This is a genomic window from Algoriphagus locisalis (assembly GCF_900116615.1).
In the GTDB taxonomy this organism is placed as follows: domain Bacteria; phylum Bacteroidota; class Bacteroidia; order Cytophagales; family Cyclobacteriaceae; genus Algoriphagus; species Algoriphagus locisalis.
The window spans coordinates 893865-919806 of record NZ_FPBF01000002.1; the positions used below are offsets into that span (position 1 = coordinate 893865).

18 protein-coding genes and 1 pseudogene are annotated in these 25942 nt (G+C 43.0%); 10 read left to right on the top strand and 9 right to left on the bottom strand.

The genetic code is table 11. The annotated features are described in order from the left end of the window. Positions 1–26: 26 nt before the first annotated feature. From BM386_RS09005 to BM386_RS09040, 8 genes are all read left to right on the top strand, one after another. The gene (locus tag BM386_RS09005; RefSeq protein WP_091692917.1) at positions 27–3179 is read left to right on the top strand and encodes a SusC/RagA family TonB-linked outer membrane protein; all 3153 of its coding nucleotides are present in this window, start codon (positions 27–29) and stop codon (positions 3177–3179) included. 13 nt (positions 3180–3192) lie between these two features. After that, positions 3193–5052, top strand: coding sequence for a RagB/SusD family nutrient uptake outer membrane protein (locus tag BM386_RS09010; RefSeq protein ID WP_091692807.1), 1860 nt, complete (start codon positions 3193–3195; stop codon positions 5050–5052). A gap of 65 nt (positions 5053–5117) precedes the next feature. Then, on the top strand, positions 5118–8468 hold the full coding sequence (locus tag BM386_RS09015; RefSeq protein ID WP_244545485.1) for a VCBS repeat-containing protein: 3351 nt from the start codon (positions 5118–5120) through the stop codon (positions 8466–8468). Between the two features lie 51 nt (positions 8469–8519). After that, positions 8520–9485 carry a formylglycine-generating enzyme family protein gene (locus BM386_RS09020; protein WP_091692809.1) on the top strand — a complete coding sequence of 322 codons (966 nt, stop codon included), beginning with the start codon at positions 8520–8522 and terminating at the stop codon, positions 9483–9485. An 18-nt stretch (positions 9486–9503) separates the two neighbouring features. Next, positions 9504–10814 carry a Gfo/Idh/MocA family protein gene (locus BM386_RS09025; protein ID WP_091692810.1) on the top strand — a complete coding sequence of 437 codons (1311 nt, stop codon included), beginning with the start codon at positions 9504–9506 and terminating at the stop codon, positions 10812–10814. Positions 10815–10816: 2 nt separating this feature from the next. Continuing rightward, positions 10817–11728 carry a hydroxypyruvate isomerase family protein gene (locus BM386_RS09030; RefSeq protein WP_091692812.1) on the top strand — a complete coding sequence of 304 codons (912 nt, stop codon included), beginning with the start codon at positions 10817–10819 and terminating at the stop codon, positions 11726–11728. A gap of 13 nt (positions 11729–11741) precedes the next feature. Continuing rightward, positions 11742–12776, top strand: coding sequence for a WD40/YVTN/BNR-like repeat-containing protein (locus BM386_RS09035; protein ID WP_091692814.1), 1035 nt, complete (start codon positions 11742–11744; stop codon positions 12774–12776). A 139-nt stretch (positions 12777–12915) separates the two neighbouring features. Continuing rightward, a complete protein-coding gene (locus BM386_RS09040) occupies positions 12916–13650 on the top strand; it encodes a 1-(5-phosphoribosyl)-5-[(5-phosphoribosylamino)methylideneamino]imidazole-4-carboxamide isomerase (protein ID WP_091692815.1) in 735 nt (244 codons plus the stop codon). On the opposite strand, the gene BM386_RS09045 is transcribed toward BM386_RS09040, so the two are convergent. Continuing rightward, the gene (locus tag BM386_RS09045; RefSeq protein WP_091692817.1) at positions 13651–14010 is read right to left on the bottom strand and encodes a hypothetical protein; all 360 of its coding nucleotides are present in this window, start codon (positions 14008–14010) and stop codon (positions 13651–13653) included. A gap of 74 nt (positions 14011–14084) precedes the next feature. On the opposite strand from BM386_RS09045, the gene BM386_RS09050 reads away from it, so the two are divergent. Further along, the gene (locus tag BM386_RS09050) at positions 14085–14423 is read left to right on the top strand and encodes a tRNA-binding protein (RefSeq protein WP_091692920.1); all 339 of its coding nucleotides are present in this window, start codon (positions 14085–14087) and stop codon (positions 14421–14423) included. On the opposite strand, the gene BM386_RS09055 is transcribed toward BM386_RS09050, so the two are convergent. From BM386_RS09055 to BM386_RS09085, 7 genes are all read right to left on the bottom strand, one after another. Then, a complete protein-coding gene (locus tag BM386_RS09055; protein WP_091692819.1) occupies positions 14420–15244 on the bottom strand; it encodes an NAD(P)-binding domain-containing protein in 825 nt (274 codons plus the stop codon). The genes BM386_RS09050 and BM386_RS09055 overlap by 4 nt on opposite strands. 49 nt (positions 15245–15293) lie before the next feature. Continuing rightward, positions 15294–15920 carry a sterol desaturase family protein gene (locus BM386_RS09060; RefSeq protein ID WP_091692820.1) on the bottom strand — a complete coding sequence of 209 codons (627 nt, stop codon included), beginning with the start codon at positions 15918–15920 and terminating at the stop codon, positions 15294–15296. 117 nt (positions 15921–16037) lie between these two features. Further along, positions 16038–17174 (bottom strand): N-acetyl-alpha-D-glucosaminyl L-malate synthase BshA, encoded by a 1137-nt coding sequence (gene bshA, locus BM386_RS09065; RefSeq protein WP_091692921.1) that lies wholly within the window; start codon positions 17172–17174, stop codon positions 16038–16040. A gap of 215 nt (positions 17175–17389) precedes the next feature. Beyond that, the gene (locus tag BM386_RS09070) at positions 17390–19108 is read right to left on the bottom strand and encodes a GMC oxidoreductase (RefSeq protein ID WP_091692822.1); all 1719 of its coding nucleotides are present in this window, start codon (positions 19106–19108) and stop codon (positions 17390–17392) included. After that, entirely contained in the window at positions 19101–19673 is a 573-nt protein-coding gene (locus BM386_RS09075) for a gluconate 2-dehydrogenase subunit 3 family protein (RefSeq protein ID WP_091692825.1), read from the bottom strand. The genes BM386_RS09070 and BM386_RS09075 overlap by 8 nt, the downstream gene beginning before the upstream one ends. A gap of 55 nt (positions 19674–19728) precedes the next feature. Further along, the gene (locus BM386_RS09080; protein WP_091692826.1) at positions 19729–21138 is read right to left on the bottom strand and encodes a sulfatase family protein; all 1410 of its coding nucleotides are present in this window, start codon (positions 21136–21138) and stop codon (positions 19729–19731) included. A 19-nt stretch (positions 21139–21157) separates the two neighbouring features. Continuing rightward, positions 21158–23206, bottom strand: coding sequence for an alpha-L-fucosidase (locus BM386_RS09085; RefSeq protein ID WP_091692828.1), 2049 nt, complete (start codon positions 23204–23206; stop codon positions 21158–21160). Positions 23207–23338: 132 nt separating this feature from the next. Between BM386_RS09085 and BM386_RS09090 the strand changes: the two genes are divergently transcribed. Beyond that, positions 23339–25579 carry a TonB-dependent receptor family protein gene (locus BM386_RS09090; protein WP_091692829.1) on the top strand — a complete coding sequence of 747 codons (2241 nt, stop codon included), beginning with the start codon at positions 23339–23341 and terminating at the stop codon, positions 25577–25579. Between the two features lie 93 nt (positions 25580–25672). Here the strand turns inward: BM386_RS09090 and BM386_RS23615 are convergent. Then, positions 25673–25942 (bottom strand): annotated as a pseudogene (locus BM386_RS23615) (hypothetical protein); the annotation flags it as partial.

A 25942-nucleotide genomic window follows, 5' to 3' on the forward strand; every position in this document is an offset into this window, starting at 1 on the left:
TTAATTAATAATAAACCCCTATGCCAATGAGAAACTTTACTCATTTAAAGCTATTAAGCCTGACAATAATCTTTTGTCTAGGACTTCTTAGCACTGCATTCGCACAGACCCGGGAGGTGTCTGGTGTGCTTATTTCAGGAGAGGATAATCTGCCTCTGCCTGGTGCCTCTGTACTCGTCAAAGGTACGACAAATGGTACCGTCACAGATATCGACGGTAAATTCACCCTAAGTGTATCAGGACCTTCAGATGTGCTGGTTGTGTCTTTTATAGGTTTCACTCCTATGGAAGTACCTGTTGGCTCCCAATCTACCTTCAATCTCACCTTGCTTCCTGACACCAAGTCTCTGGAAGAGGTAATTGTGGTAGGTTATGGTGAGCAGAAGAAAGAGACGATTACCGGTTCCGTAGCCACTGTGAAAGGTAAGGAACTGAATAAGTCTCCAGCCATGAACTTATCCAACTCTATCGCTGGTCGTATGGCAGGTGTGGTAGCCGTAAACAGAAGCGGTGAGCCGGGTTACGATGGATCAGGTATTCGGATCCGTGGTTCCAATACCTTGGGAAATAATGATGCTTTGGTAGTAATCGATGGTATCCCTGCAAGAGCTGGTGGTCTAGAGCGATTGAATCCAAATGACATCGAAAGTATCTCTGTATTGAAGGATGCATCTGCTGCCATCTATGGAGCAAGAGCTGCTAACGGTGTAATTCTCGTAACTACCAAAAGAGGTACTACTGGTGCTCCTGAATTAACCTTCCAAGTAAATCAGGGGTTTGCCCAACCTGCTTTGCTACCAGAATTGGCCAATGCTGCTGAGTATGCAAATGCCTTGAATGAAATCAATATCTATGAGCTTCCTACAAATGAATGGGCTGCTGCTAACGAGGCTTACAAGCAAAATGGAGAATACACCAGACCAGATGGTCAGGTAAGAACAGCTCCTTATTCACCAGATGAGATCGAATTGTATAGAAATGGTTCGGATCCTTGGAACTATCCTGATACAGACTGGTATGATGAGACGCTGAAAACCTGGTCTCCTCAAAGCAGATACAATCTACAATTAGTAGGTGGTAGCGAAAATATTAAGTATTTAACTTCTCTGGGTTACCAAAACCAAGATGCTTACTACAAGAACGCAGCTACAGGATATAAGCAGTATGACTTCCGTATCAACCTGGATGCAAATGTAAATGAGTACATAAAAGTAGGACTTGGTATCTTGGCAAGAGAGGAGTATAGATTCTTCCCGACCAGAGGAGCTTCAAATATTTTCCGTATGTCAATGAGAGGTAAGCCAAATCAGCCGGCTTACTGGCCAAATGGTCTGCCAGGTCCAGATATAGAAAACGGGGAAAACCCAGTAGTCATCACTACTAACCAGACTGGATATGATCGTGATAAGCGTGATTATATCCAGACTACGGGTAACTTGGAGATCAAGATTCCAGGAGTAGAAGGATTGAAATTTACCGGTACAGCCGCCATTGATAAATACATTCGTATCACCAAAAGATGGGATATTCCTTGGACTTTGTATGAAAAAGGGAACGGTTTCGAAGAAGATGGAGTCACTCCTATATTGGTACCAAGCAAAAGAGGTCCTGCCGAGCCTAACCTGAACGAAGGCACCAGTCATCAATTAAATGTACTCTTAGGTGGGGTATTGAATTATGACAAGACCTTCAATGATGTGCACACACTGAATGTTGTTGCCGGTGTTAACCGGGAAACAATTGAAGGAAATAACTTCAGTGCCTATAGAAGGTTCTTTATATCTACTGCGCTAGATCAAATGTTTGCAGGTGGTGACTTACAGAAAAACAACAATGGTGGAGCTTTTGAAAGAGCCCGTCTGAACTACTTCGGTAGAGTTGCTTATAACTACAAGGAAAAATACCTTGCAGAATTCCTATGGAGATATGATGGCTCATATATCTTCCCTGAAGACACAAGATTCGGTTTCTTCCCAGGCTTGATGTTAGGTTGGGTAGTTTCAGAAGAAGATTTCTGGAAAAACTCTTTGGGTAAAACCTTTGACTTCTTTAAAATCAGGGGTTCTTGGGGTCAGTTAGGTAACGATCAAATTGGGGAGTACCAATTCCTTTCCACCTATGGATTTAGCTCGTATATAGCTGATGGCACTGAGACTAAAACGCTCTTCGAAACCAGAGTACCAAATCAGGCGATTACTTGGGAAGTGGCAAATAACTCTAACTTAGGTTTTGAAGGACAGTTCCTTCAAGGCAAAGTTTTCTTCGAGTTTGATATGTTCTATAACAAGCGTACTAATATTCTTTGGCAGAGAAATGCTTCTGTACCAGAGTCCACAGGTCTTTCCTTACCTGCTGAGAATATAGGTGAAGTAGAGAATAAAGGATTTGACTTAAACCTCGGTGTACGTGGTGGCAAGGGAGAATTCCAATGGTCTGCGAGCGTAAATGGTGGCTATGCCAAGAACAGTATTTTGTTCTGGGATGAATCACCAGGAGCTCCTGAATGGCAACAATCTACCGGAAGACCTATGAATACAGGTTTGGTTTATCAGTATGCTGGGGTATTCCCAGATCAGGCATCTATTGATTCTGAGACATTGGATTACTCGGCTATTACGAATAACCTACGTCCAGGTGACATGAAGTATGTAGATTACGATGGAGATGGTGCGATCACTCCTGATGATAGAGTGCGTATGGACAATAATAATATCCCACTATTCCAAGGCGGTATTAATCTAAATGCAAACTGGAAAGGTTTTGACGTGGCTATTTTGCTTCAAGGAGCGGCTGGAGCTAGACAATACATCAGTGGTGGAGAAGCAGGAAATATCGGTAACTACCTATCAGATATCTACGATGATAGATGGACAATCGATAATCCTAGCAGCACAGCTCCAAGACTTGCCAATAGAAATGACCAGTACTGGTCTTCGAATAATACCTACTGGTTTAGAAGTTCTGATTATTTGAGATTGAAGAACGTGGAAATAGGTTATAATATTCCTGCAACTTTGACTGAGAAAATCGGCATCAAAAATGCGAGATTCTATGTGAATGGATTGAATTTAATTACTTGGAGCAAGACTAAAGTGTTTGATCCAGAATCAGACAATTCACTGGGTCAATATTATCCTCAGGCTAGGGTAATCAATACAGGTCTTTCTGTTTCATTTTAAATAACCCAAAATAATGAAAAGAAACATAAAATATATAATAGCAGTCTTTGCAGCAAGCTTAACATTTGCCAGCTGTAATAGCGACTTTCTTAACACCGATCCGCTTGGTGAAATTTCACAATCTGCGGTATGGGGTGATCCAGCTTTAGCAGATGCATTTGTGACTGGAATCTACCAAGGTTTTGGTCAAGGTGGATTTGATGAGCAAATGCTTGCTTCGCTTACAGATGAAGCTATGTTTACTCACCCAGGTCGTGGTATTACCACTGTAACTGAAGCAAGAGTTAACTCTGCCGATCGAGGATGGGCTAACTATTCTTATAACTGGGAAAATATGTACAGCTATATCCGTAGAGCTAATATTGCGATTGCGGAGCTTTCGGATCCACAATTTCCTAATGATGGTGGGGTAGTTGACCGACTATTAGGTCAGGCTAAATTCATGAGAGCTTATTACTATCATCAGCTGGCCCGCTATTATGGAGGAGTTCCACTAGTTGATCGTCCTTATGAATTAGGTGAAGAAGATTATGAGTCGCCAAGAGCAACATGGGAAGAGACAATCAACTTCATAATTGCAGATTTGGATGACGCTGTAAGTTTATTGGAAGGCCAAGATATGGGAGAAGGCAGAGCGAGTGAATTAGCAGCCTTGGCACTTAAATCTAGAGTATTACTCTATGCTGCCAGTGATCTTCACGATGGCCCTACAGCTTCAGGTAATTCTCCTACATTGGCCAGTTTCAGCGATTTAGAGTTAGTTGCATACGCTGGAGGAAATAGAACAGAAAGATGGCAAAGAGCTCAGGCTGCGGCAAAAGCTGTTTTGGACAAGACTACTGGTAACTTATATGGTCTTTCAGAGCCAGTTTCTCACGAGGAGGGTATTGCTAACTACATGAATAACTCTCTTTCCAGAAATGGAGGAGAAAATGAATTGATTTTAGCGAGATACTTTATCAATTTAAAACAAGAGAATGGTGGTCGCCAAGGGCTATACAATGGTCCAAACGGCTACAATAACTGGGCAGGGAATAGTCCAGTACAATTGCTTGTGGATGATTACGAGATGATGGACGGAACCGAGTTTGATTGGTCAAATCCTGAGCATGCCAATGCTCCTTATGACAACAGAGATGCACGTTTCTATGCCTCTATCCTATATGATGGAGCTCAGTGGAAGCCTAGATCTACTGCCAATCAGCCTAAAGATCCTTTGGGACAAATTCAAACCGGTACATATGAAGTAACAGATGCTTCTGGAGCTAAAGTAACCCACTTCGGCCTAGATACCCGTAACAGTTCTATAGAGGATTGGAATGGTAGCTATACTGGGTATTACGTGAGAAAGTTCATCGATCCAGACCCGGCAATTGTAGATCAGAATACTTGGCAGGAAATTCCATGGCCTTTGATTAGATATACCGAGATTGTTCTGAATTACGTGGAAGCATCTCTAGAATTAGGTCAGGAAGATGAAGCTAAAGCTTGGTTGAACCAGATCAGATTCAGAGTTGGCCAGCCGGCGATCACTTCTACAGGTGAGCAGTTGGTTGAAGATTACCGAAATGAACGACGAATCGAATTAGCCTACGAAGAGCAAAGATACCACGATACGCGTCGTTGGATGATCGCTGAGGAGACCTTAGGTCGTAAAGCGAATATCATCAACATCACTGGTACCTTGAAGCCAGGAGAAACGCTATCTACGTATCGTTATGATCCAGAGATTTTCGACTATGAATACCAAGTCTTTCCGATTGATCCAGGAAAGGAAAATAGAACATGGCAAGATAAAATGTATTTCGTCCCAATTCGTAGGGATGAGATTAACAGAAATTCAAACCTGATTCAGAATCCTGGAATAGAATAAAGTAAGAATTCTTATAAATTTGATCTAAGCCATTCCATTTGGGGTGGCTTAGATTATTTTATCTTATGACCAAAAGAACACTAATATCGGCTTTGGGTCTCAGCATACTGATGATGTCTTGCACAGAAAATGACAAGTCAAGCGCAGCTGATAATCCCTCAATTGCCAACACCCCTCCTCTCTTTACACTATTGACTCCCGAGCAAACCGGGATTACTTTTTCCAATAAAATAGAAGAGAATCTGAACCTCAATGTCCTGATGTACGAGTACCTCTACAATGGAGGTGGAGTGGCAGTCGGGGATCTCAATGGAGATGGTTTGGAGGATATTTATTTTTCTGCTAATGTGAGTGGCAATCAGCTTTACCTGAATCAAGGTAATCTTACATTCAAAGAAACAGCCCAAGCTTCCGGAGCAACGGGAAGATCTGGTCCCTGGAAGACCGGAGTTGTATTTGTCGATATCAACGGCGACAACAAACTAGATATTTATCAATGCTACTCAGGAAATCTCCCTACAGAGAAGCGCACAAACGAACTTTTTGTCAATCAGGGAAATGATGAAAACGGAACTCCTATTTTCAAAGAAATGGCAGAGGAATACGGAATTGCATCAAACGCCCCGAGCACCACAGGCAGCTTTTTTGACTACGATCTGGATGGAGACCTGGATTTATTTCTACTCAATCATAACACCAAATCCATCCAAAACCAGGATGTGAATCTGACTAAAGTGCTTATGCAGGAAAAGCACGAGGCAGGCCCGCAACTTTTTGAAAACCGAGATGGGAAATTCGTTGAAGTCACTCAAAAAGCAGGAATCTCCAGCTCCAGCCTATCTTATGGTCTAGGTATAGCCATTGCAGATATCAATCAGGACGGCTGGCCGGACCTCTACATTGGCAATGACTACTCCATGCCCGATTACCTGTATATCAATCAACAGGACGGCACCTTCAAAGATGAAATACTTGCTCGAATGGGACACACTTCCCATTTCTCTATGGGAAACGATATCGCTGACATCAACAACGACGGTTTACCGGATATTTTCACCCTGGACATGCTACCTGAAAGTAATGAAAGGCAAAAGCTTTTGCTTGCTCCGGATAATTTTGAGCTATTCAAGCTGAATGTGGACAAAGGTTTCCACCACCAGTACATGCGTAATATGCTTCATGTAAACTCAGGCGATGGGACTTTTCAGGAAATCGGGCAGTTGGCAGGATTGTCAAATACGGACTGGAGCTGGTCATCCCTTTTTGCGGATTTCGATAATGACAGCTGGAAAGATCTCTTTGTCACCAATGGATACCTGAGAGATTATAACAATCAGGATTTTCTGAAATACATGGACAATTATGTGCGTACTTCAGGAGGAAAGTTGAAAAGGGAGGATCTGCTCAATATGGTGAAAAACATGCCTTCCTCGAATCTGACCAATTATATTTTTCGAAATTCAGGAAATCTGACTTTTCAGAACCAAACTGCATCCTGGGGAATCAACCAAATCGGCAATAGTAGTGGAGCTGCCTACAGCGACCTGGACAATGACGGAGATCTTGACTTGATCGTCAACAACATCAATACCCCGGCTTTTATCTATGAAAATCAGACTAGCCAAAGAGATGGAGGGAATTACCTGAATATTAACCTTGCCGGATCGGGAAGTAATACTTCGGCATTTGGAGCGAAAGTTGCCATTTTTACCGGTTCAGATGTACAGGTGCTGGAGCAAAATCCGTTTCGGGGATATCAATCATCCATATCGACTACCTTACATTTTGGTCTGGGGAAAGTCAAAGAAATAGACTCACTTCGGGTCACATGGCCAGGAGGGCAAATCACAAAGCAATATAAAGTTGCCGCCAATCAAACCTTAGCCTTAAGTGAAAATGAAGGCCAAAGCTTCCTTCCCGAAAAGCCAAAGGCCTCTAAAGCCTTCCTGACAAAAAAATCAGATTTGGCTACTGAAGCAGGACGGGAATTCAATGATTACAAAAGACAACCCCTGCTGATCAATCCTATTTCTGGAAATGGAAAGGCAATGGTAGTCGCCGACTTTACCGGTGACGGAAAAGAAGACCTTTTCGTCGGAGCAGGTTCCAATGCCAGCGCTTCATTATTTACCCAAAGTTCAAATGGAACCTTTGTTAAACAGAATTCCAGCGTATTCGCGTCAGCATCCAAGGCTGAAGATTCGGATGCCATCGCCTTTGATGCCAATGGTGACGGGAGTTTGGATTTATATGTTGCAAGTGGCGGGGTTTATGACTTCAACCTGGGAGACGATTCCCTGAGGGATCGTATGTACCTGAACGATGGCAAGGGCAATTTCTCCCTTAGCCCAGATGCTCTTCCCAAAGAAGCTTTTCCTACCGGGACTATACAGGTTGCCGACCTTAATTTTGATGGGTTTCCCGATTTATTTGTGGGCGCCAGAGTCAATCCCGGCCAGTTCCCAACTTCCCCAGGAGCAAGGATATGGATCAATGATGGCCAGGGAAATTTTTCAGACCAGACCAAACAACTTGCACCTACCTTTGTCAATTTGGGGATGCTGACTGACTCCGGCCTAGCAGACCTCGATCAGGACGGAAAACCGGAATTGATAGTAGTCGGTGATGCGATGCCAATCCAGGTTTTTTCTTTTCAAAATGACAGGTGGCAGGAAACCACGCTCAATTACTTTGAAAAGCATGAATTTGGTTTTTGGAATAACTTGACTATCGCAGATTGGGATGGTGATGGTACAGTGGAGCTATTGGCAGGTAACCTAGGCACCAACTCCCAAATCAAAGCCAGTAGCGCCGAACCAGCCGAGATTCTTTATAAGGATTTTGACGGAAATGGCTCTGTAGATGCATTCTTGGCCTATTACATTCAAGGAGAACGATATCCTGCTGCCAGCCGGGATGAGATTCTCGGACAGGTGCTGTTCTTGAAAAAACGGTACTTGGACTTTAAGTCTTTTGCCAATGTGAAAATGAGTGAGCTTTTTACTCCGCAAGAACGTCAAGGAGCAAACTCGATTTTTATCAACCGACTGGAAACCAGCTATTTTGTCAGAAATGAATCGGGAAAATATCAAGCGAAAGCCCTACCAATTCAAGCTCAGTTTTCTCCAGTCTATGCTTCTGAAGCCGTAGATATGAACGGAGATGGTAACCTAGATATGGTATTGGGAGGAAATAATGACTACGGAAAACTGTACTTTGGTAAATATGACGCCAACCATGGCACTGTCTTACTTGGCGATGGCAAAGGCCAATTTACGTTTGTCAATAAATCAGCAGCTGGCTTGGATCTCCGTGGAAGTGTACGAAAGATCACAGCTCGCAAAGACCTGTTGATTATATATTTGGATAACTACACAGTAAGCATCTATTCCCTCCACCCATCAAAAATGGATTAAATCACAAACCCTATACGCGTATATTTAGTGCTAAAGAATTTCTCTTTGAACATGTTTAAGAATAACTCAAAATACCTAGTGGTACCTGCCTTGATGCTGATGAGCTTTGATGTCAGCGATGCCAACTTTGAAGCCTACACCCAGAAAATCCCCGGAACAGAAGTGACTTTCCAAATGACCCCTATACCAGAGGGAACCTTCACCATGGGATCAGAAAGCTCTGAAAATGCTGACGAGAAACCCGCCCACGAAGTGAAAATCGCTCCCTTCTGGATGGGTACACATGAAGTGACTTGGGATGCCTTTGAGCTTTTTTTGGATAAAAACTACGAGCTGGCGATTTCCGAAGGACCGATCGGCGAATTGGTAGATGGGCTGACCAGACCAAGTATGCCGTATCTTGATATGACGTTTGGGATGGGTAAGGAAGGCAAGCCAGCCATAGGTATGACCCAGTATGGAGCCATTCAGTTTTGCCACTGGCTTTATTTGAAAACAGGTATTTTCTACAGGCTTCCAACTGAAGCGGAATGGGAGTATGCAGCAAAGGCAGGAACGGATACCCGTTTTTTCTTTGGTGATGATCCGGCCTTACTTGGAGAATATGCCTGGACCAAAGAGAATTCGGAAGAGAGCACGCATCCTATCGGAGAAAAGAAGCCTAACCCTTGGGGTCTTTATGATATTTACGGAAATGTACTGGAATGGACTTCGGATCAATATGATCCAGAATTTTACGCTACATCTCCTTCAGATAATCCTACGAACCCATCGACTGACCTCTATCCTAGGGTCGTTCGTGGCGGAAGTTACGATACAGAAGCCGAGGAACTGAGTTCTGCCGCACGTTTTGTAAGTTCTGCGGATTGGAAGCGAATCGATCCACAGATCCCCAAGAGCCAATGGTGGTTCCCGGAAGCTCCTTTCTTGGGATTGAGACTGGTGAGGCCACAGATCCCACCGAGTCCAGAAGAAATAATGGCTTATTATCAAGCCGCACCTATCACTGATTACTAACCCTTAATACCTATACTTATGAAAATCGATAATACGCGAAGAGACTTCATCAAAACATCTGCCTTGGTAACTGGCGGATTGATGACATCCCCTTTTATTTTGCCAGGCGCCTATGCTGCCCCTGCCAATGAACTGAAACTTGCAGTAATAGGCTGTGGTGGCCGTGGAACCGGTGCTGCATTCCAGGCTTTGGCTACAGGACATAATATTAAAGTTGTCGCTATGGCGGATGCCTTTAGAGACCGACTGGATAATGCGCACAAAGCCTTGAGCGAGAAATATGGAGATAAAATGGCTGTTCCTGAAGAAATGAAATTCGTTGGGTTTGATGCTTACAAAGATGCTATGGCTCAGGCAGATGTTGTGATCTTAGCGACACCTCCAGGTTTCAGACCGATTCATTTCGAAGAAGCGGTAAAGCAGGGAAAACAGGTTTTTATGGAGAAACCAGTAGCAGTAGATGCTGCCGGTATCAGAAAAGTACTGAAAGCAGCCGAAGAAGCTAAAGCCAAAAAACTAAATGTGGTGGTAGGTCTTCAGAGACACTATCAGGCAAATTATATAGAGACAATCAAGCGAATTCATGATGGCGAAATCGGTGATATAATCAACGGTCAAGTCTATTGGAACGATGGTGGCGTGTGGGTAAGAGAGCGACAGCCGGGGCAGACAGAGATGGAATACCAGATGAGAAACTGGTACTATTTCAACTGGCTTTGCGGTGACCACATCAATGAGCAACATGTACACAACATCGATGTGGCCAACTGGGTGAAGCAAGGTCCACCTGTAAAAGCAGAAGGAACCGGCGGACGCTTGGTGAGGACTGGTAAGGAAAACGGAGAAATCTTTGATCACCATGTATTGACTTATACTTATGCTGATGGTACAGTAATACACAGTGAGTGCCGTCACTTCCCAGGTGCGCAAAACCGCGTAGATGAAAGTTTCCAGGGAACCAAAGGAACTGCATTCCTAAGTGCTGGTAACCACGGTATTCTGAAGGATTGGAAAGGCAATATGCTGTACGAGCATGATCGCAAAAATCAGCCAAACCCCTACCAAGTGGAGCACGACCTACTTTGGGAGGCGCTGTTCAACGGGGAATATAAATTTGCTGATGCTGAAAATGCCGCAAACAGTACCATGACTGCGATCATGGGCAGATACGCTACCTATTCTGGTAAGCCACTCACCTTTGATGAGGCGATCAATGGCACGGTGGATTTGATGCCAGAAACTTTTGCCTGGGATGCTATGCCGAAGATTCTACCTGGAGAAGATGGCTATTATCCACATGCTATTCCTGGAAAAACTAAAGTGATATAATCATGGAGAGAAGAGGATTTATCAAAAAAATCGGCTTAGGAAGCACTGTTTTAGGCGCTTCTGGAGCATTGAGCTTTCCTTCATTTGCCGGAGGCAATGCAGAGCCAACTTTCAATATGGATTTTGCACCGCATTTCGGAATGTTTAGAAATTCTGCTCCTGGTGGGATTGTGGACGAATTGAAATTCATGGCTGACCAAGGTTTCAGATCTCTGGAAGATAACGGTATGCTTGGCAGATTAGTAGAAGATCAGACCTTGATCGGCAAAACGCTTGAATCTCTGGGAATGAGAATGGGTGTTTTTGTGATCGATGGAGGTGAAAACTGGAAAACTTCCCTGACCACTGGAAAGAAAGAACACGAGGATCTTTTCGTAGAGACCTGCAAAAAATCCGTGGAAGTAGCCAAGCGCGTAGGTGCAAAATGGATGACTGTGGTACCTGGTTATTTCGAAAGAAACCTTCCTATGGGAGTACAGACTGGCAATGTCATTGAAGCCTATAAGCGTGGAGCGGAAGTATTGGAGAAAGAAGGTTTGGTCATGGTAATGGAACCCTTGAGTGACAACCCGGATCTTTTCCTACGTCATGCGGATCAGTCTTATATGATTTGCAAAGCCGTGGACAGCCCTGCATGTAAAATCCTGTACGATATCTACCACATGCAGCGGAATGAAGGAAACCTCATCGCGACCATGGAAAAGACCTGGGATGAGATCGACTACATTCAAATCGGAGATAATCCTGGCAGAAAGGAACCAGGAACCGGAGAAATCAATTATAGCAATGTATTCAAATTCATCCACGAAAAAGGTTTCAAAGGTGTGATGGGAATGGAGCACGGAAATGCTTCCCGCGGAATCGAGGGTGAAAAAGCATTAATCCAAGCCTATAGAAAAGTCGATATAGTCTGATTTTAAAATTTATATGATTAAGAGAAAGTTACTGGCGCTATCATTTTTGGTAGCGCTTTTTTCCTGCAAAAAATCTGAGGAAACCCTAGCGGAAATGCCCACTGGATGGGAAGTTTTGGAAACCCCGGTCGAATCCTCCTTGCGAGGGCTAGCGCCACTTACAGGCGATATAGCCTGGGCAAGTGGAAGTAATGGGACTTGGTTGCGCACATTGGACGGGGGCCAAACCTGGGAACATGGAGTCATAGCCGGACTGGACACAGTGGATTTTAGATCAATACATGCTTTTGATGCGATGACGGCAATTGCTGTTTCGGCAGGTCAGCCCGCGGTGATCTACAAAACATTGGATGGGGGCAAAAACTGGGAATTGAAGCATCAGGAGAATGAATTGGCTTTCTTGGATGGGATTAGCTTTTCATCAGAATCCCGGGGGTTTGTCGTTGGTGATCCGAGTGAAGGAAAGTGGACCATCCTGCAAACAGCAAATCAAGGTGACACCTGGTACCCTCTTGATTCATTGCCTGGAGCGGTAGCGGGGGAAGCAGCTTTTGCCGCGAGTGCTACATCTCTTTTGGCTGAGGGAAACCAACTATGGCTTGGTACTGGAGGCAGTGAGTCCAATCTGCATTATTCTAAAGATATGGGCAGCAGCTGGGAGAAGTTTACCAGTCCATTTGTTCAGGGAGAGTCCTCCCAGGGGATTTTTTCGATTACCAGCATAGGAGAAGGTGAAATCGTGGGAGTGGGCGGAGATTATTTGAAAGAGGATCTACAGCAGGGAGTTTCAGGGATTTTTGTACCCAATACAAAAGAGTGGGTAGTTCCAGAGCAAGAGCCTAGAGGATACCGATCCGGTGTTGTTTATTTCCCGATGCAGAAATGGTTAATAGCCGTAGGACCTAGTGGTTCGGATTACTCAAAGGATGCAGGTATTACCTGGCATTCTTTTTCCGACGAAGGTTTTCATGCGGTAAAAATGGGCCATGCAGATGGCTCTGTTTGGGCATCAGGTGCAAAAGGAAAAATCGCTAAATTGAAGTATTAAATAGTATAGATTGAAATAGCTATGGGCAATGTGAGGTAAACATTGCAGTAAATTTTACATCTTGGCTAAGATTATTAGTCCTAAGCTGTAGTATCTTTAGCCTAATCCTCAAAAACCAATAACCCTGATTTTATAAACCATGTTTGAAATTATTCCCTCCATATGGCTAATCAATGGAAAATGCGTCCGTCTTAAGAGAGGAGATTTTTCTACTGAAGAAGTGATATCCCATAATCCTTTAGAGATCGCGCAGGCTTTTGAGTCCATCGGGATTCAGAGACTTCATTTGGTGGATTTGGATGGTGCACGTAGAGGAGAACCCAAAAATTACCATATCCTAGAGGCAATAGCTGGATACACTGAATTGAAAGTTGATTTTACCGGCGGTATCACCACCGATGGAGATGTAATCAAATGTTTTGAATTTGGTGCTAGTACCATCACGGTCAGTTCTGTGGCTGCAAATTATCCAGAACGTTTTGCTCAATTTATCCTTTCCTATGGAAGGCAAAAAATCAATTTGGCAGCAGACACCAACCCTTCAGATAATAAAATAAAAATCAGGGGCTGGCTTAAGAAAACAGAAATTGATCTTTTTGATCATATTTCTTTCTTCTATGAAAGAGGTCTGAAGTATCTGAAATGCTCGGATGTCTCCCGTGATGGCGTCATGCAAGGACCTAACTTTGCACTCTTTCAATCTATACGTGACAAGTTTCCTGAGATAAATCTAGCGGCAAGTGGTGGTGTGAGAGGAATAGATGATTTCCGAAGACTAAAAGACATGGGTGTCTCTGCATCAGTGTTTGGAAGAGCTTATTACGAAGGAATGATTAGCCTTCAGGACTTGGAAAAATTTCTTTCAGAAGGCTGATTAGTCAGCCTTGAACTTATCTACTATGTAGAGAAAAATATTAAACGATAAGGTAGAGGAGGTTGTTTCTGGTTTTTTCCCTTCTCCGCTAACCTGAGTGTCTTTCTTCGGGGCAACGGTTTTAGCACTTGTCGTAGGATTAGCAACTACTACAGGAGGCTGATTATCACCTACTTGAACATCCCCTACATCAGACATATTTTCTTGTGACTGAGGCTTTGAAAGAGGTCTTTCTCGCTCACCTTCAGGCTTATCACGCTCACTTTGAGCCATTGCGCTCCCTGCACAAAAGCATAATCCAAGGACAGCTAGGCTGATGATGGTTAATTTCTTAAAGGAAAAATCTTTAATTAGGGTCATAATCGATTAAGGTAACCTCTCTATTAATGAAAAGGTTTCGTAAAGGGCTCATAAAATTAGGAAAAAAATCCACTATGCAAACGATTGACTTCAAAGATTTTGACAAAATAGAATTGCGCATCGGAACAATTCTGCGGGTGGAACACTTTGAAAAAGCAAAAAAACCTGCTTATAAAATTTGGGTGGATCTAGGAGAAAAGTATGGTGTCAAAAAATCTTCCGCCCAAGTCACAGCGCATTATTCGCCAGAAAACTTGATAGGGCGACAAGTGGTCTGTGTGTGCAATTTTCCTCCACGACAGATCGCTGATTTTATGTCAGAGATTTTGATCACCGGGTTCAGTGACGATGAGGGAAATATTGTGTTGACTTCCGTGGAAAGGCCAGTGCCAAATGGAGCAAAACTACATTAGGTAATTTTAAAATATGGGAAGTCTAGGGGGTTTGGAAAATCAAACTCAAAACCAGTTTCAAGAATCTTGTGACCTGATACTAAGCGATCATTCCCTAAAGCTGCATTCTGATAACTTTTTGGGCCTTCTAAGCCAAGATCTTGCACATTACGCTCATAGATGTCTTTTCTTAGTGCATGAGTAGGAGCGACACCATTATACGTCTCATTCCAGAGTTCTTTTTCAATAATCCAAGCCAGCATCCTAGCAGCATCATTTCTATAGATAAAATTCACACGGGTATTACCATTTACATTTTCTTTACCTGCCACATATTTACCTGGAATTCTATCATCTCCAAGTAGTCCGCCGAATCTTACAATGGTAAGATTATTCAGTCCCTTGAAAGTATTTTCTCCCTTCAACAGGGTGATATTCCCTGTATTTTCAGATACGATCTCTTCAATTTCAGTATAGGCCTCTGCTCTATTTTGCTCAGGATAAATGCCCGTACTGGACACAAAAATTACTTTCTTGATGCTCGATTGATCGACCATACTTCTAAGAAATTTCAATTGCTCCAAGTAAACTTGCCCATCCGTGGTCCGGGATCGTGGAGGAATATTTATGACAAGGACTTCACTTGTAAACAGTTCCTGAAAGCCCTTTCCCTGAGGAAAAGGAGCAAGTGAAAATTGGATAGCATTTATGTTTTGCTCTTTGAGCTTTGCTTGCTTTTCGGCCGTGGTAGTGCTTCCCACTACTTCATACCCTTTTTCCTGAAGCACGTACGCCAAAGGCAAGCCAATCCAGCCTAGGCCTATAATAGATACTTTTGTCATCGAAAATTAAAAGAAAAAACCTCTCAGAAATCTGAGAGGTTTGTGATTGTTAGTCTTTTTTAGGGATCGTACCCAGCAGATAATCCCACAAAGGAGTACTCACTCCAAACGCTACATCAGGATCCTTGTAATGGTGAATCGCATGATGTACCCATAGGACTTTCATGAAATTCTTTGGCGGTTGCATCGCATGCACCAAGTAGTGAATCCCAAGATATAAAGCGTATCCCAACAAGAAACCTGGCAAGAAATAGTAAGCCAAATCTCCCATGGTCAATTTGAATATCAAGTAGAGTATAGCGGCATAGGCAGCACTCACGAACGGAGGCATCGCCAGTCTGTACTTATCCTTAGGATAATCATGGTGCACCCCGTGTACAGTGTATTGCAATTTATCCTTGATGGGAGTGTTTGGCTCCATGTGGAAAAAATGCTTGTGCATCATATATTCCACCAAAGTGAAACCTATATAGCCTACCACAAATAGTAGGACCGCTGTTCCAATTCCAACAGAAGTTTTCTCAATACCAAAATATATAGAAACACCACCCAATAGGATAAAAATCGCAATTGGCATCCATATCGGTGTCCGGGTTAATCTTTCAAGAATAGGGTTGGTGAACATCTGGGCTGTGCCAAAGTTGTCCGGCTTATCCAATCTTCCGATCTTTTTCATACGCTACTGATTCTAATTTTACTAAACTTTCTGAGACTCAATTAAGAATCCACTTGCAAAGATAATCCAAAACGGTCTTTTGTCACTGAGATTTTAATGACAATAATCAGTTTTTAATTAAATCTGTGCCATTGTTGATTCTATGGTCTTCTGATAATAAGAGACATAAAGAGGTAAAATATTGGAAATATCGAACTCCTTAGCTCTTGCAAGGGCATTTTTCTTAAATGTCGGAAGATTTGCATCATCCAAAATATAAAGTGCTTTTTCCTTCATGTATGGAATATCCCCGATTTTTGAGACGAAGCCTGTGACACCATCGATATTCAGTTCGGGAATACCTCCAGCATCAGAAGTGAGTATAGGCACTTCACAGGCCATTGCTTCCAGGGCGGCTAAGCCAAAACTCTCCTTCTCAGAAGGCATCAAAAACAAATCTGCAACAGAAAGAACCTCCTCTACAGCATCCAACTTCCCTAGAAAACGAACATCATCACAAGTGCCTAATTCACGGCAAAGTCGCTCCATTTTATCACGCTCTGGTCCATCTCCTACTAACAGCAATTTGGCAGGAATCTCTTTTCTTACTTCGTAAAACACTCTAATGACATCCTCTACCCGCTTTACTTTTCTAAAATTGGACGTGTGCACCAAGAGCTTTTCTCCATTCGGACAAATCGCCAATTTGAAATGTTCTTTCTTCTGGCGTTTGAACCTTTCCAGATCAATGAAATTTGGAATTACTTCGATTTCACGCTGAATATCAAAGAAACCATAGGTCTCTTTTCTTAAATCCTCAGAAACCGCTGTCACTCCGTCCGACTGATTGATGCTGAAGGTCACTACCGGTTCATAACTCGGGTCTTTGCCTACCAACGTAATATCTGTCCCATGAAGTGTGGTAACTACAGGAATTTGTATTCCTTGAGTTTTGAGAATTTGCTTAGCCATGTACGCGGCAGACGCATGCGGAATGGCATAATGAACGTGAAGCAAATCCAGTTTTTCATATTTCACTACACTCACCATTTTACTGGCTAGTGCCAACTCATATGGTGCATGCTCAAAAAGAGGATAACTTTTAATATCCACTTCATGGTAATATAGATTTTCGCTAAAAAAATCTAGGCGGGTGGGCTGCTTGTAGGTGATGAAGTGAACTTCATGACCGATTTTCGCAAGACCTTTTCCTAGTTCTGTTGCTACTACACCACTACCTCCAAAGGTCGGGTAGCAAACAATACCTATCTTCATAATTTCGTTGGGCTGGTTATTTAACCTGATTTTTAACACGCATTAACCCCTCTTTTGTTCAAAATGGATGTTAATTAAGCAATTAATAAAGAATTTTAAGCGAAAAGGGCTGAAAACCAAGCGTTTTGGAATTTTAATTCTTACTTGCAAAAATCAAAAAACCCTTTGGAACACAAATTTTCCAAAGGGTTTTTTCTAATCAACTGGCTACTGAATTAGCCTTTTTTGCTCTCACTAACCGCATGATGTGCTGCTCTGGCAGCAAAAGCCATGTAAGTCAATGTAGGGTTTTGAGTGGAAGTAGAAGTCATACAAGCTCCATCAGTCACATACACATTTGGTACTGCATGCAGTTGATGATTGCCATTGAGCATGGAAGTTTTCGGATCTTTTCCCATGCGAACCCCGCCCATCTCATGAATGTCCAAACCAGGCGTTCTATGGTCATCATTGACTCTGATGTCAGTAAACCCTGCTTTCGCAAACATTTCAGAAACCTGCTCCTGATAGTCCAAAATCATTTTCTCGTCATTATCATCGTAGGACACATTGAATTTCAAGGTTGGAAGACCATATGGGTCAAGCTTGTCCTTGTCCAAAGCAATGTAGTTTGACTCTTTAGGAATAGTCTCTCCCATCATGTGCGAGCCTACTCTCCAAGGACCATCTGGTGGAGTTGGGTTTAGCATGTTATTTTTCAAATCCATCCCAACTCTAGCATCAGCCACATATCCACCTCCACGATATGCACTAAATCCTCCCGCATAGCCCCGAAGGAAATCGGTTTCCTGCTTTTTCACATTTCTGAAGCGCGGAATGTAGCCACTCGTAGGTCTGCCGCCAGAAGTGGTATATTCCATAAATCCTTCATAAGAACCATTTACCTGTGCCCGGTAATTATGGAAAGCAAAGTATTTACCCAAAACTCCACTGTCATTCCCTAATCCATTCGGGAATCTGGAAGAAGTAGAATTCATTAATATGGCGTTGGAATTGATCGCAGCGGCATTTACAAATATTACGTCGGCGTAAAACTCTTCCATTTCCTTGGTATGTGCATCAATCACTCGTACACCCGTTGCTTTTCCTTTTTCCTCATCGTAAATAATGGAATGAACTACCGAATCTGGTCTTAAGGTCACATTCCCACTTTTCAACGCCCAAGGAATCGTAGAGGAATTACTGCTGAAATATCCTCCAAAAGGGCAGCCGCGCTGGCAAAGGTTTCTATTTTGACAGAAAGCACGGCCTTGTGCAGTAAACTGCTCATGAGGTCCGTTGATGTGTGCACAGCGAGCTGAAATCATGTGACGATCTCCTCCATAGGTTTCCTTTAGTTTTTGAGCAAAATGCTTCTCTACAATATTCAGCTCATAACCAGGCAGAAATTCTCCATCGGGCAAGGTATCTAGTCCATCAAGGTTTCCTGAAACACCAGCAAATTTCTCCACATGGCTGTACCATGGCGCAATATCCTTGTAGCGAATCGGCCAATCGACAGCAAAACCATCTCGTGCCGGACCTTCGAAATCATAATCTGACCAGCGCTGCACCTGTCTAGCCCAAAGAAGTGATTTTCCTCCTACCTGATACCCTTTGATCCAGTCAAATGGTTTCTCCTGGATGTATGGCTGTTCAGCATCTTTAGCAAAAAAGTGCTCTGAGTCCTCCCCAAAGGCATAACACTTGGATACAATTGGGTTTTCGTCCAATACTTTTTGAGGTAGTTTTCCTCTATGTTTGAATTCATAGGGAAGCATATTCGTGGTCGGATAATCCTTGATATGCTTTACGTCTCTTCCTCTTTCGAGCAGAAGAGTCTTCACTCCCAAATCACCAAATTCTTTTGCAGCCCATCCACCACTGGCTCCGGAACCTACTACTATCGCTTGATAGGTCCGTTCTTGTTTGTTTCTGATATTCAGATTAGCCATTGATTCTAGGTTTTTGAGTTTCTGAGATTAATGCCGCTCCGTTGTAAGGGCCAGGGATCAGAGAATAAGGAATAATTTCTGTCTGAATGTACTCGGAGGCCATATAGCCTTGCATAGTGAGTCGTTTAGTCGTATTCAAGAAATACATGATTGCTCGGTCCTTTTCTTCTTCAGGAGTTTCTGCAGGCTTCAGATCAATACCGGCTTGGATAAGATCCTCTTTCTCTTTGGCAGTTAGTTTATCATACTTCTTGCCTGCCTTATTTTTTGCATAATCTGGAAAAGCTGCCAAGCCTGAGCTAAAAAGCATCTGATTTTCAGAAGTCATGCAATCATTCACCATCACGAGAATAAAGTCAGGAACCTCCAACTCTAGTGCGCCTTTGAGCTCTCCTGCTGGAATAATTGTATTGGAAATGTCTCCCAAAAGCTGCTTTTGTGATGCAGTTACTTTGAGATTTTCATATGCTGCTAGGATATCATCTGAGCTGAAATCACAGGAAGGAATAAGGGCAAGTCCTCCGGAAATCAGCGCGAGATGCCTAAGGGCTATTCGTCTGTTCATTTATTCAATAGGTTTTGGGTCCTAAAACTTGGCTTGAATCTAGCCAAATCAAAGATTAATTACCACTTAATTTTGATCTGCTGTCCATTACGCCTTTTAACCAATCCTCATGAAGCATTAGTAATTCTGCAGTAACCTCAGGATGCTCCATTTTTAGATTCTTCGATTCAGTACTATCCTGAGATAAGTTGACTAAGTAAAGATCATCCGCTTCAGTAAATTTCAATTTATTGGCAGGATCTCGAGGGTTGCCAAGAAGTTTCCAAGGGCCTTTCCGAACTGCCCAAGAGTTAGTGCTGACTTCTGGATTTCCAGTTGCCCAATGCATCACATCATGTCCGGAAGCTTCATTATCGTAGATCACATCTCTCAAACTAATGCCATCCATATCGGTTGCATTCGGCAAATCTACCCCAGTAAGGTCGGCTAGCGTTGGGAACCAATCCACACTTCCAGCCCATTGGTTTCTTACCTCTCCTTTTGGAAGTTCTCCACCTGGCCAAGAAATTATCGCTGGAACACGAATCCCTCCTTCCAGCATACTGAACTTAGCTCCATTGAATGGTCCTGCATTTCCTCCACCAAAATATGCACGTTCCTCTGTGCTATGTCCATGATCGGATTGGAATACAATGATCGTATTATCCAACTGGCCAGTTTGCTCCAAATGATCCAAAACATTTCCTACCAATTCATCCAAGGTGGAAATAAAAGCCGCATACTCTCTGCGAGGACTTGGTAAATCCTTGTAATGCTCCAACCAACTTGGTCTGCCTTGATAAGGATAATGCGGCATATTGATCGCCCAATAGATAAAAAATGGATTTGCAGATGGTTGAGTAAAGGCTTTAACTTCCTCCACCATCAAGTCACCAAAGAATTCTCCTGGTCTATAGATCTCCTTTTCATTTTGATACAAATCATGCAGGTTTGGACCACTCCAGAAGAAATAATGGGAGTAATTGTCTATACAACCCCTTTGATGCCCAAAGAAATAATCAAAGCCCTGTCCGTTTGGAAGCTTCTCTGGTGTATGTCCCAAATGCCATTTACCGATAGATGCTGTCCTATAACCTGCCGGCTTAAACAACTCTGCGATAGTAATCTGCTCGGTTGGCATGCCTGACTTACCCTCTGGATCATGATCAGGTATGTCCACATTCCCGTATAGCCCTGCATTATAATTATATCTGCCTGTCAAAAGCCCTGCTCGGGAAGGTGAGCAAACTGGAGCCACGGCATAGAATTGCGTAAAGCGAACACCCGATGCTGCCAATCGATCTAGATTTGGGGTAGATAAATCCGTTGAACCGTAGCTATTCAAATCCAGCGTGCCTTGGTCATCCGATAGGATTACAATGACATTAGGTTTAGTAGGCTTAGAGGAAGTAGCTTGTTTTTCCTCTTGAGTACATGATGCAACTAATAGGGCTGCGCCCAAAATTAGAGCTAATTGGGATTTCATGGTTTTCAACTTTCTAATATTATTTTGTCAAAACTCCCACTTCCGCAAAAGTCGCAGGGTTTCCATCTGCTGTCTTGATTGCTTTCAATCGAATGAAACGAGCATTTACTTCGTCAAAACGGATGATTTGCTCGATGGGACTATTGACAATGTTTGAGAATTCACCAGAAGCTACTTGTATCCAGGATTTTCCATCGGGACTAACTTCAAACACATAATTGGTGATAAATCCACTTGGATATCTAGCCTGCATTGGCATATAGGTAAAGCCTTTCAGAAACACATTTTCTCCCAAATCTACGGTGACACTATTGTCTTCACTCGTGAAATAAGACCCAGCTTTTTCATCTAGTGCCAAAGCAGATTTTTCGGTAGCGCCAACCCATTTTGATTTTGCCAAATCAACTTCAACGCGGAGTGGATCACTTTTCTTTCCAGACTCAGGATTTAGTGAAATGGCCTGCAAGGTGCTTGCTTTAGCTATGGAAAAAGGCGCTGAATATTTCTGACTTGCTGCGCTTGGCTCAGATCCATCCAATGTATAATAAACTTCCAATCCTTCATCCGGAGAGCTTAGTGTTACTTCTCCAGAGGTAGCTCTGGAATAATTTGGCGGCAACAAGAGCTTAGGCGCATTGTAAATTCCTATTTCAGAAATAACAGGAATGTCCTTTCCATCCGTAAATCTTATCCGCACTTTGGCAGCAGTGACATCAGGGAATCGAAGAATCCTTTTATGTCCAACGGTAGTTGCTTCAGCTATTTTCTCCCAGTTTCCTTCAGCTTCTTTTTCCAATACAAACCCTTTCACCCGCTGCCCAAGAGGCGTGTATTCCTGAATTAAAAGTCGATTGAAAGTCATTTCTGTACCAAAATCAAGGGTAATCTCCCCAGTCTTTCCTCCATCAGGAGTGGTCCAATAGGTCTCATAATTTCCATCCAATACATTTTCCACTTCATATCCAGCTCCTCTTTCCTTATTAGCACTGGCTCTTGCCTGTGGAGCTAAATTGTTAGAGAAATCCTCTTTCACTTTTTCCCCAAACTTCAAAATCGCCTCCACATCATTTTCATGAATCAACCCACGTGTGTCCACTGGGAAGTTGATCAGTAAAGAGCTATTTCTACCGATACTTTTATAGTAGATCTCTAATAGCTGCTGAAGCGACCTGACCTTATGGTCCTCATATTTATGATAATACCATCCCGGGCGAATCGATACATCTGCTTCCGCTGGCACCCAATGTGTACCGTTTTCTTGACCAGTTGCGTATTTTTGCGGGTAATCTGGCATCCCAGCATAAACAGAGTCCCGCATCAAATTTGACCAGGTGGTTTCGTAGGCAAAACCATGCTCATTTCCTACCCAACGAACATCAGGCCCGCCGTCGCTGAACATCATCGCTCCAGGTTGTAATTCACGAACAAGTTTGTAAGTATTCGGCCAATCGTAATAGGTTAATTTATCTACTTTTCGCGTCTCGTTTGCTCCTCCATAATACCCGTCACCGCCATTTGCACCATCAAACCATACTTCGAAAATATCCCCATAATTGGTAAGCAATTCGGTTAGTTGATTTCTCATGTAAGTGATGTATTCCGGCTTGCCATAGTCGGGATGATTTCTATCCCAAGGCGAATAATAAATCCCGAATTTCAAACCGTATTCCTTGCATGCTTCCGCTAGTTCTTTGATCAAATCACCTTTTCCATCCTTCCAAGGGCTATTCTTGATAGAATGCTCTGTATAAGCCGAAGGCCAAAGCACGAATCCGTCATGATGCTTTGCCGTAATGATCAAGCCTTTCATTCCAGCTTCGGCGGCTACCTGCGCCCATTGTCTAGGTTGGAGATCTGTCGGATTGAACATCTCTGGTTTTTCATCACCAAACCCCCATTCTCTATCAGAAAAGGTATTCATGTTGAAATGCACAAATCCATAATACTCCAATTCTTGCCAAGCGATCTGCTTTGCATCTGGGACTGGAAGAACTGGCGCGGGCGGGGCAACTTTTTCTTGACAGAAAGTAAGCGTAAGCAAAAGTGCTAACCAAAGTGAATTTTTCATAGGTGATTAATTAAGACAGAAAATTAGGGCTTTCGCCTCAATATTGAAAGAAGTATCTAAAGTAAAGACTTTAGAAATGACCTTTGGTGGAATGGCGGTGTTAAGTTCAATCGAAAGGTTTTAATTTGCGAGATGAATAGAATTTTTATGTTGATATTTCTGCTGATTTCATTTGTGAGTGAGGCGCAGATTCAGATTAAAGTGGTTGATGCAAAAACCCAAACTCCCTTGGAAAATGTACGGGTTCATCCTGAGAATGGCAAAGCCCAAATTACCAATGCATCAGGAGTTTTAGCGTTCTCCGCGTCACAAAATCAGGTTTTTACATTCTTCAAGTCAGGTTTTGATACTTTTTCTGCCACTTTTGGAGAAGGAGAGCATACCGTAGAGTTATACGAAAAATCGCTTAACCTATCCGAAGTTACTGTTTCAGCATTTGAATCCGAGCGTCCTCTGCTAGAGCAATCCGCGGCAATCGCCGTTGTCTCGGAACAGGATTTTAGTCGTTTCAATGAAACCTCCATTGTCAATTCATTTAATACCAAACCGGGCGTTCGCATTGAAGAGCGTGCTCCTGCGAGTTATAGGATTTCTATTCGTGGCAGTTCGATCCGAGCTCCATTTGGCGTGCGGAATGTGAAGGTGTATTGGAATGAAGTTCCTTTTACCGCTCCAGATGGCACCACTGCTCTGAATTTGCTGGATCTATCCAATATCCGAAATGCGGAAGTCATCAAGGGTCCATCGGGAAGTATCTATGGTGCAGGAAATGGTGGTGTGGTAAACCTTTACAGCCCCGCAAATCCAATCGGAGGAAGAGTTTCAGCAGACTTTATGGTTGGCGATTTTGGTATGACCCGCTATCGATTGGGAATTTCTCAACAAGTTGGAAATGGTGGATTCGAGGCTTCTTACGTAAGCCAAAAATCAGATGGCTATAGGGAGCAATCAGCCATGGACAGGCAGGTATTCCAACTGGGGGGATTTTTCTCTGTTTCAGACAAACAGCAAATCCGAACTCAACTGTTGGTTTCCGACTTAGATTATCAGATCCCGGGAGGACTAAATGCGGACCAAGTAGCGGAAGACCCGACTCAAGCCCGGCCTGGTTCGGTGGAACAAAACAGTTCTATTTCCCAGCAATCTGTCTTTGCTTCACTGGAGCATGTATATACCTTCTCTTCGAAAATCAAGAACTCTACAACCCTCTATCTGAATACTAATGATTTTGAAAATCCATTTCTTTTGGATTATAAAAAAGAGCTAGGTTTTGGATATGGAGGAAGAACAAAGTTTACTTATGATGGAAAATTAGCCGGAAAATACCTGAGAATCATCGCGGGAGGAGAATATCAAAGCAGTTTGACGGACGCACAGAATTTTGGAAACCGAGCCGGAGTAGCGGATACGGTACGTTTTGCAGATAAACTTCGGGCAACACAGGGGTTTTTGTTTCAACAAGCGGAATGGAATCTTACCGAAAGTTTGTTGCTGACTTTTGCACTTAGCGAGAATTTCAGCAGCCTGGAAATTGATAGACAAATCGACGCTTCTGGCGGAGACTTAGGATTACAAACCAGAAAATTCGATCCGATTGTCGTTCCAAGGTTTGCGGTGAATTACCAATTCAACGACTATTCTGGGGTGTATGGGAGTATCAGCAGCGGTTTTTCCCCACCAACTATCGATGAGGTGAGGACTAATGAGGGAAGTTTGAATTTGGATCTGGAAGCTGAAAGGGGAATCAATTATGAAGTTGGATACAGGATGGGAAAAGGAAAGCTGAACCTGGATCTGACCGCTTTCTACTTTAAACTTGATCAGACCATCACAACTTACACCAACCCTCAAGGCGTGGTGCTTTTCAGAAACGCAGGTTCCACTGATCAAAAAGGAATAGAAGCAGCGATAGACTATGCTTTGATCCGAAATCAAACAGCTTTTGTGAGAGATCTAAAAATAGGGACAGCATTCACTGGGAATTACTTCACTTTTGCAAATTATCAACAAGGAGACAATGACTTCTCAGGAAATGACCTGACTGGGGTCGCTCCAAATACGCTAGTTTCCCGTTTGGATCTTCGAACTGCGCTAGGTTTTTACCTGAATTTCACCCATCAATACGTGGATGAGATTCCGCTGAATGATGCCAATACAGTTTATCAGGATTCCTATAATTTGGTCAATGCAAGATTCGGCTGGGCGAGAAGTTTTGCAGGAAAATGGGAATTGGAGGCTTTTGCCGGTGTGGACAACTTGCTGAATGAAAGCTATTCCTTAGGCAATGATCTTAATCCTTTTGGCGGAAGATACTATCAGCCCGCACCGACTAGGAATTGGTATGGTGGGGTGAAAGTGGCGTTTTTGTATTGAGTTTTAGACGCTAGTAGCTAGACGTAAGACAAGAGACCCATTTGGCGCAAGGTACTATCTTTCGAAACAAGAGTTTTGTGAAAATTTTTACCTTTACGATACCGGAGAGGAAGCATACAGTGATCGTTCACTTGGATGTTTACCTTGTGTAGTGCCGACTTGATCGGCACTACTTTTTTCAGCTTTTGCAAAGCTGACCGGAGAGGGAAGCTCCAGCTCCTGTTCTTTGGATATTTGGGGTTTATAATCATCTTCAAATGGGGTGTTGTTTTTCCATAATGCGTAGATGGTGGTTAGAATTTTCTTTTGGACAGCCACATAGCTTTTCATTTTCAGGCCATGCTTTTCGAAGGTACGATCGAA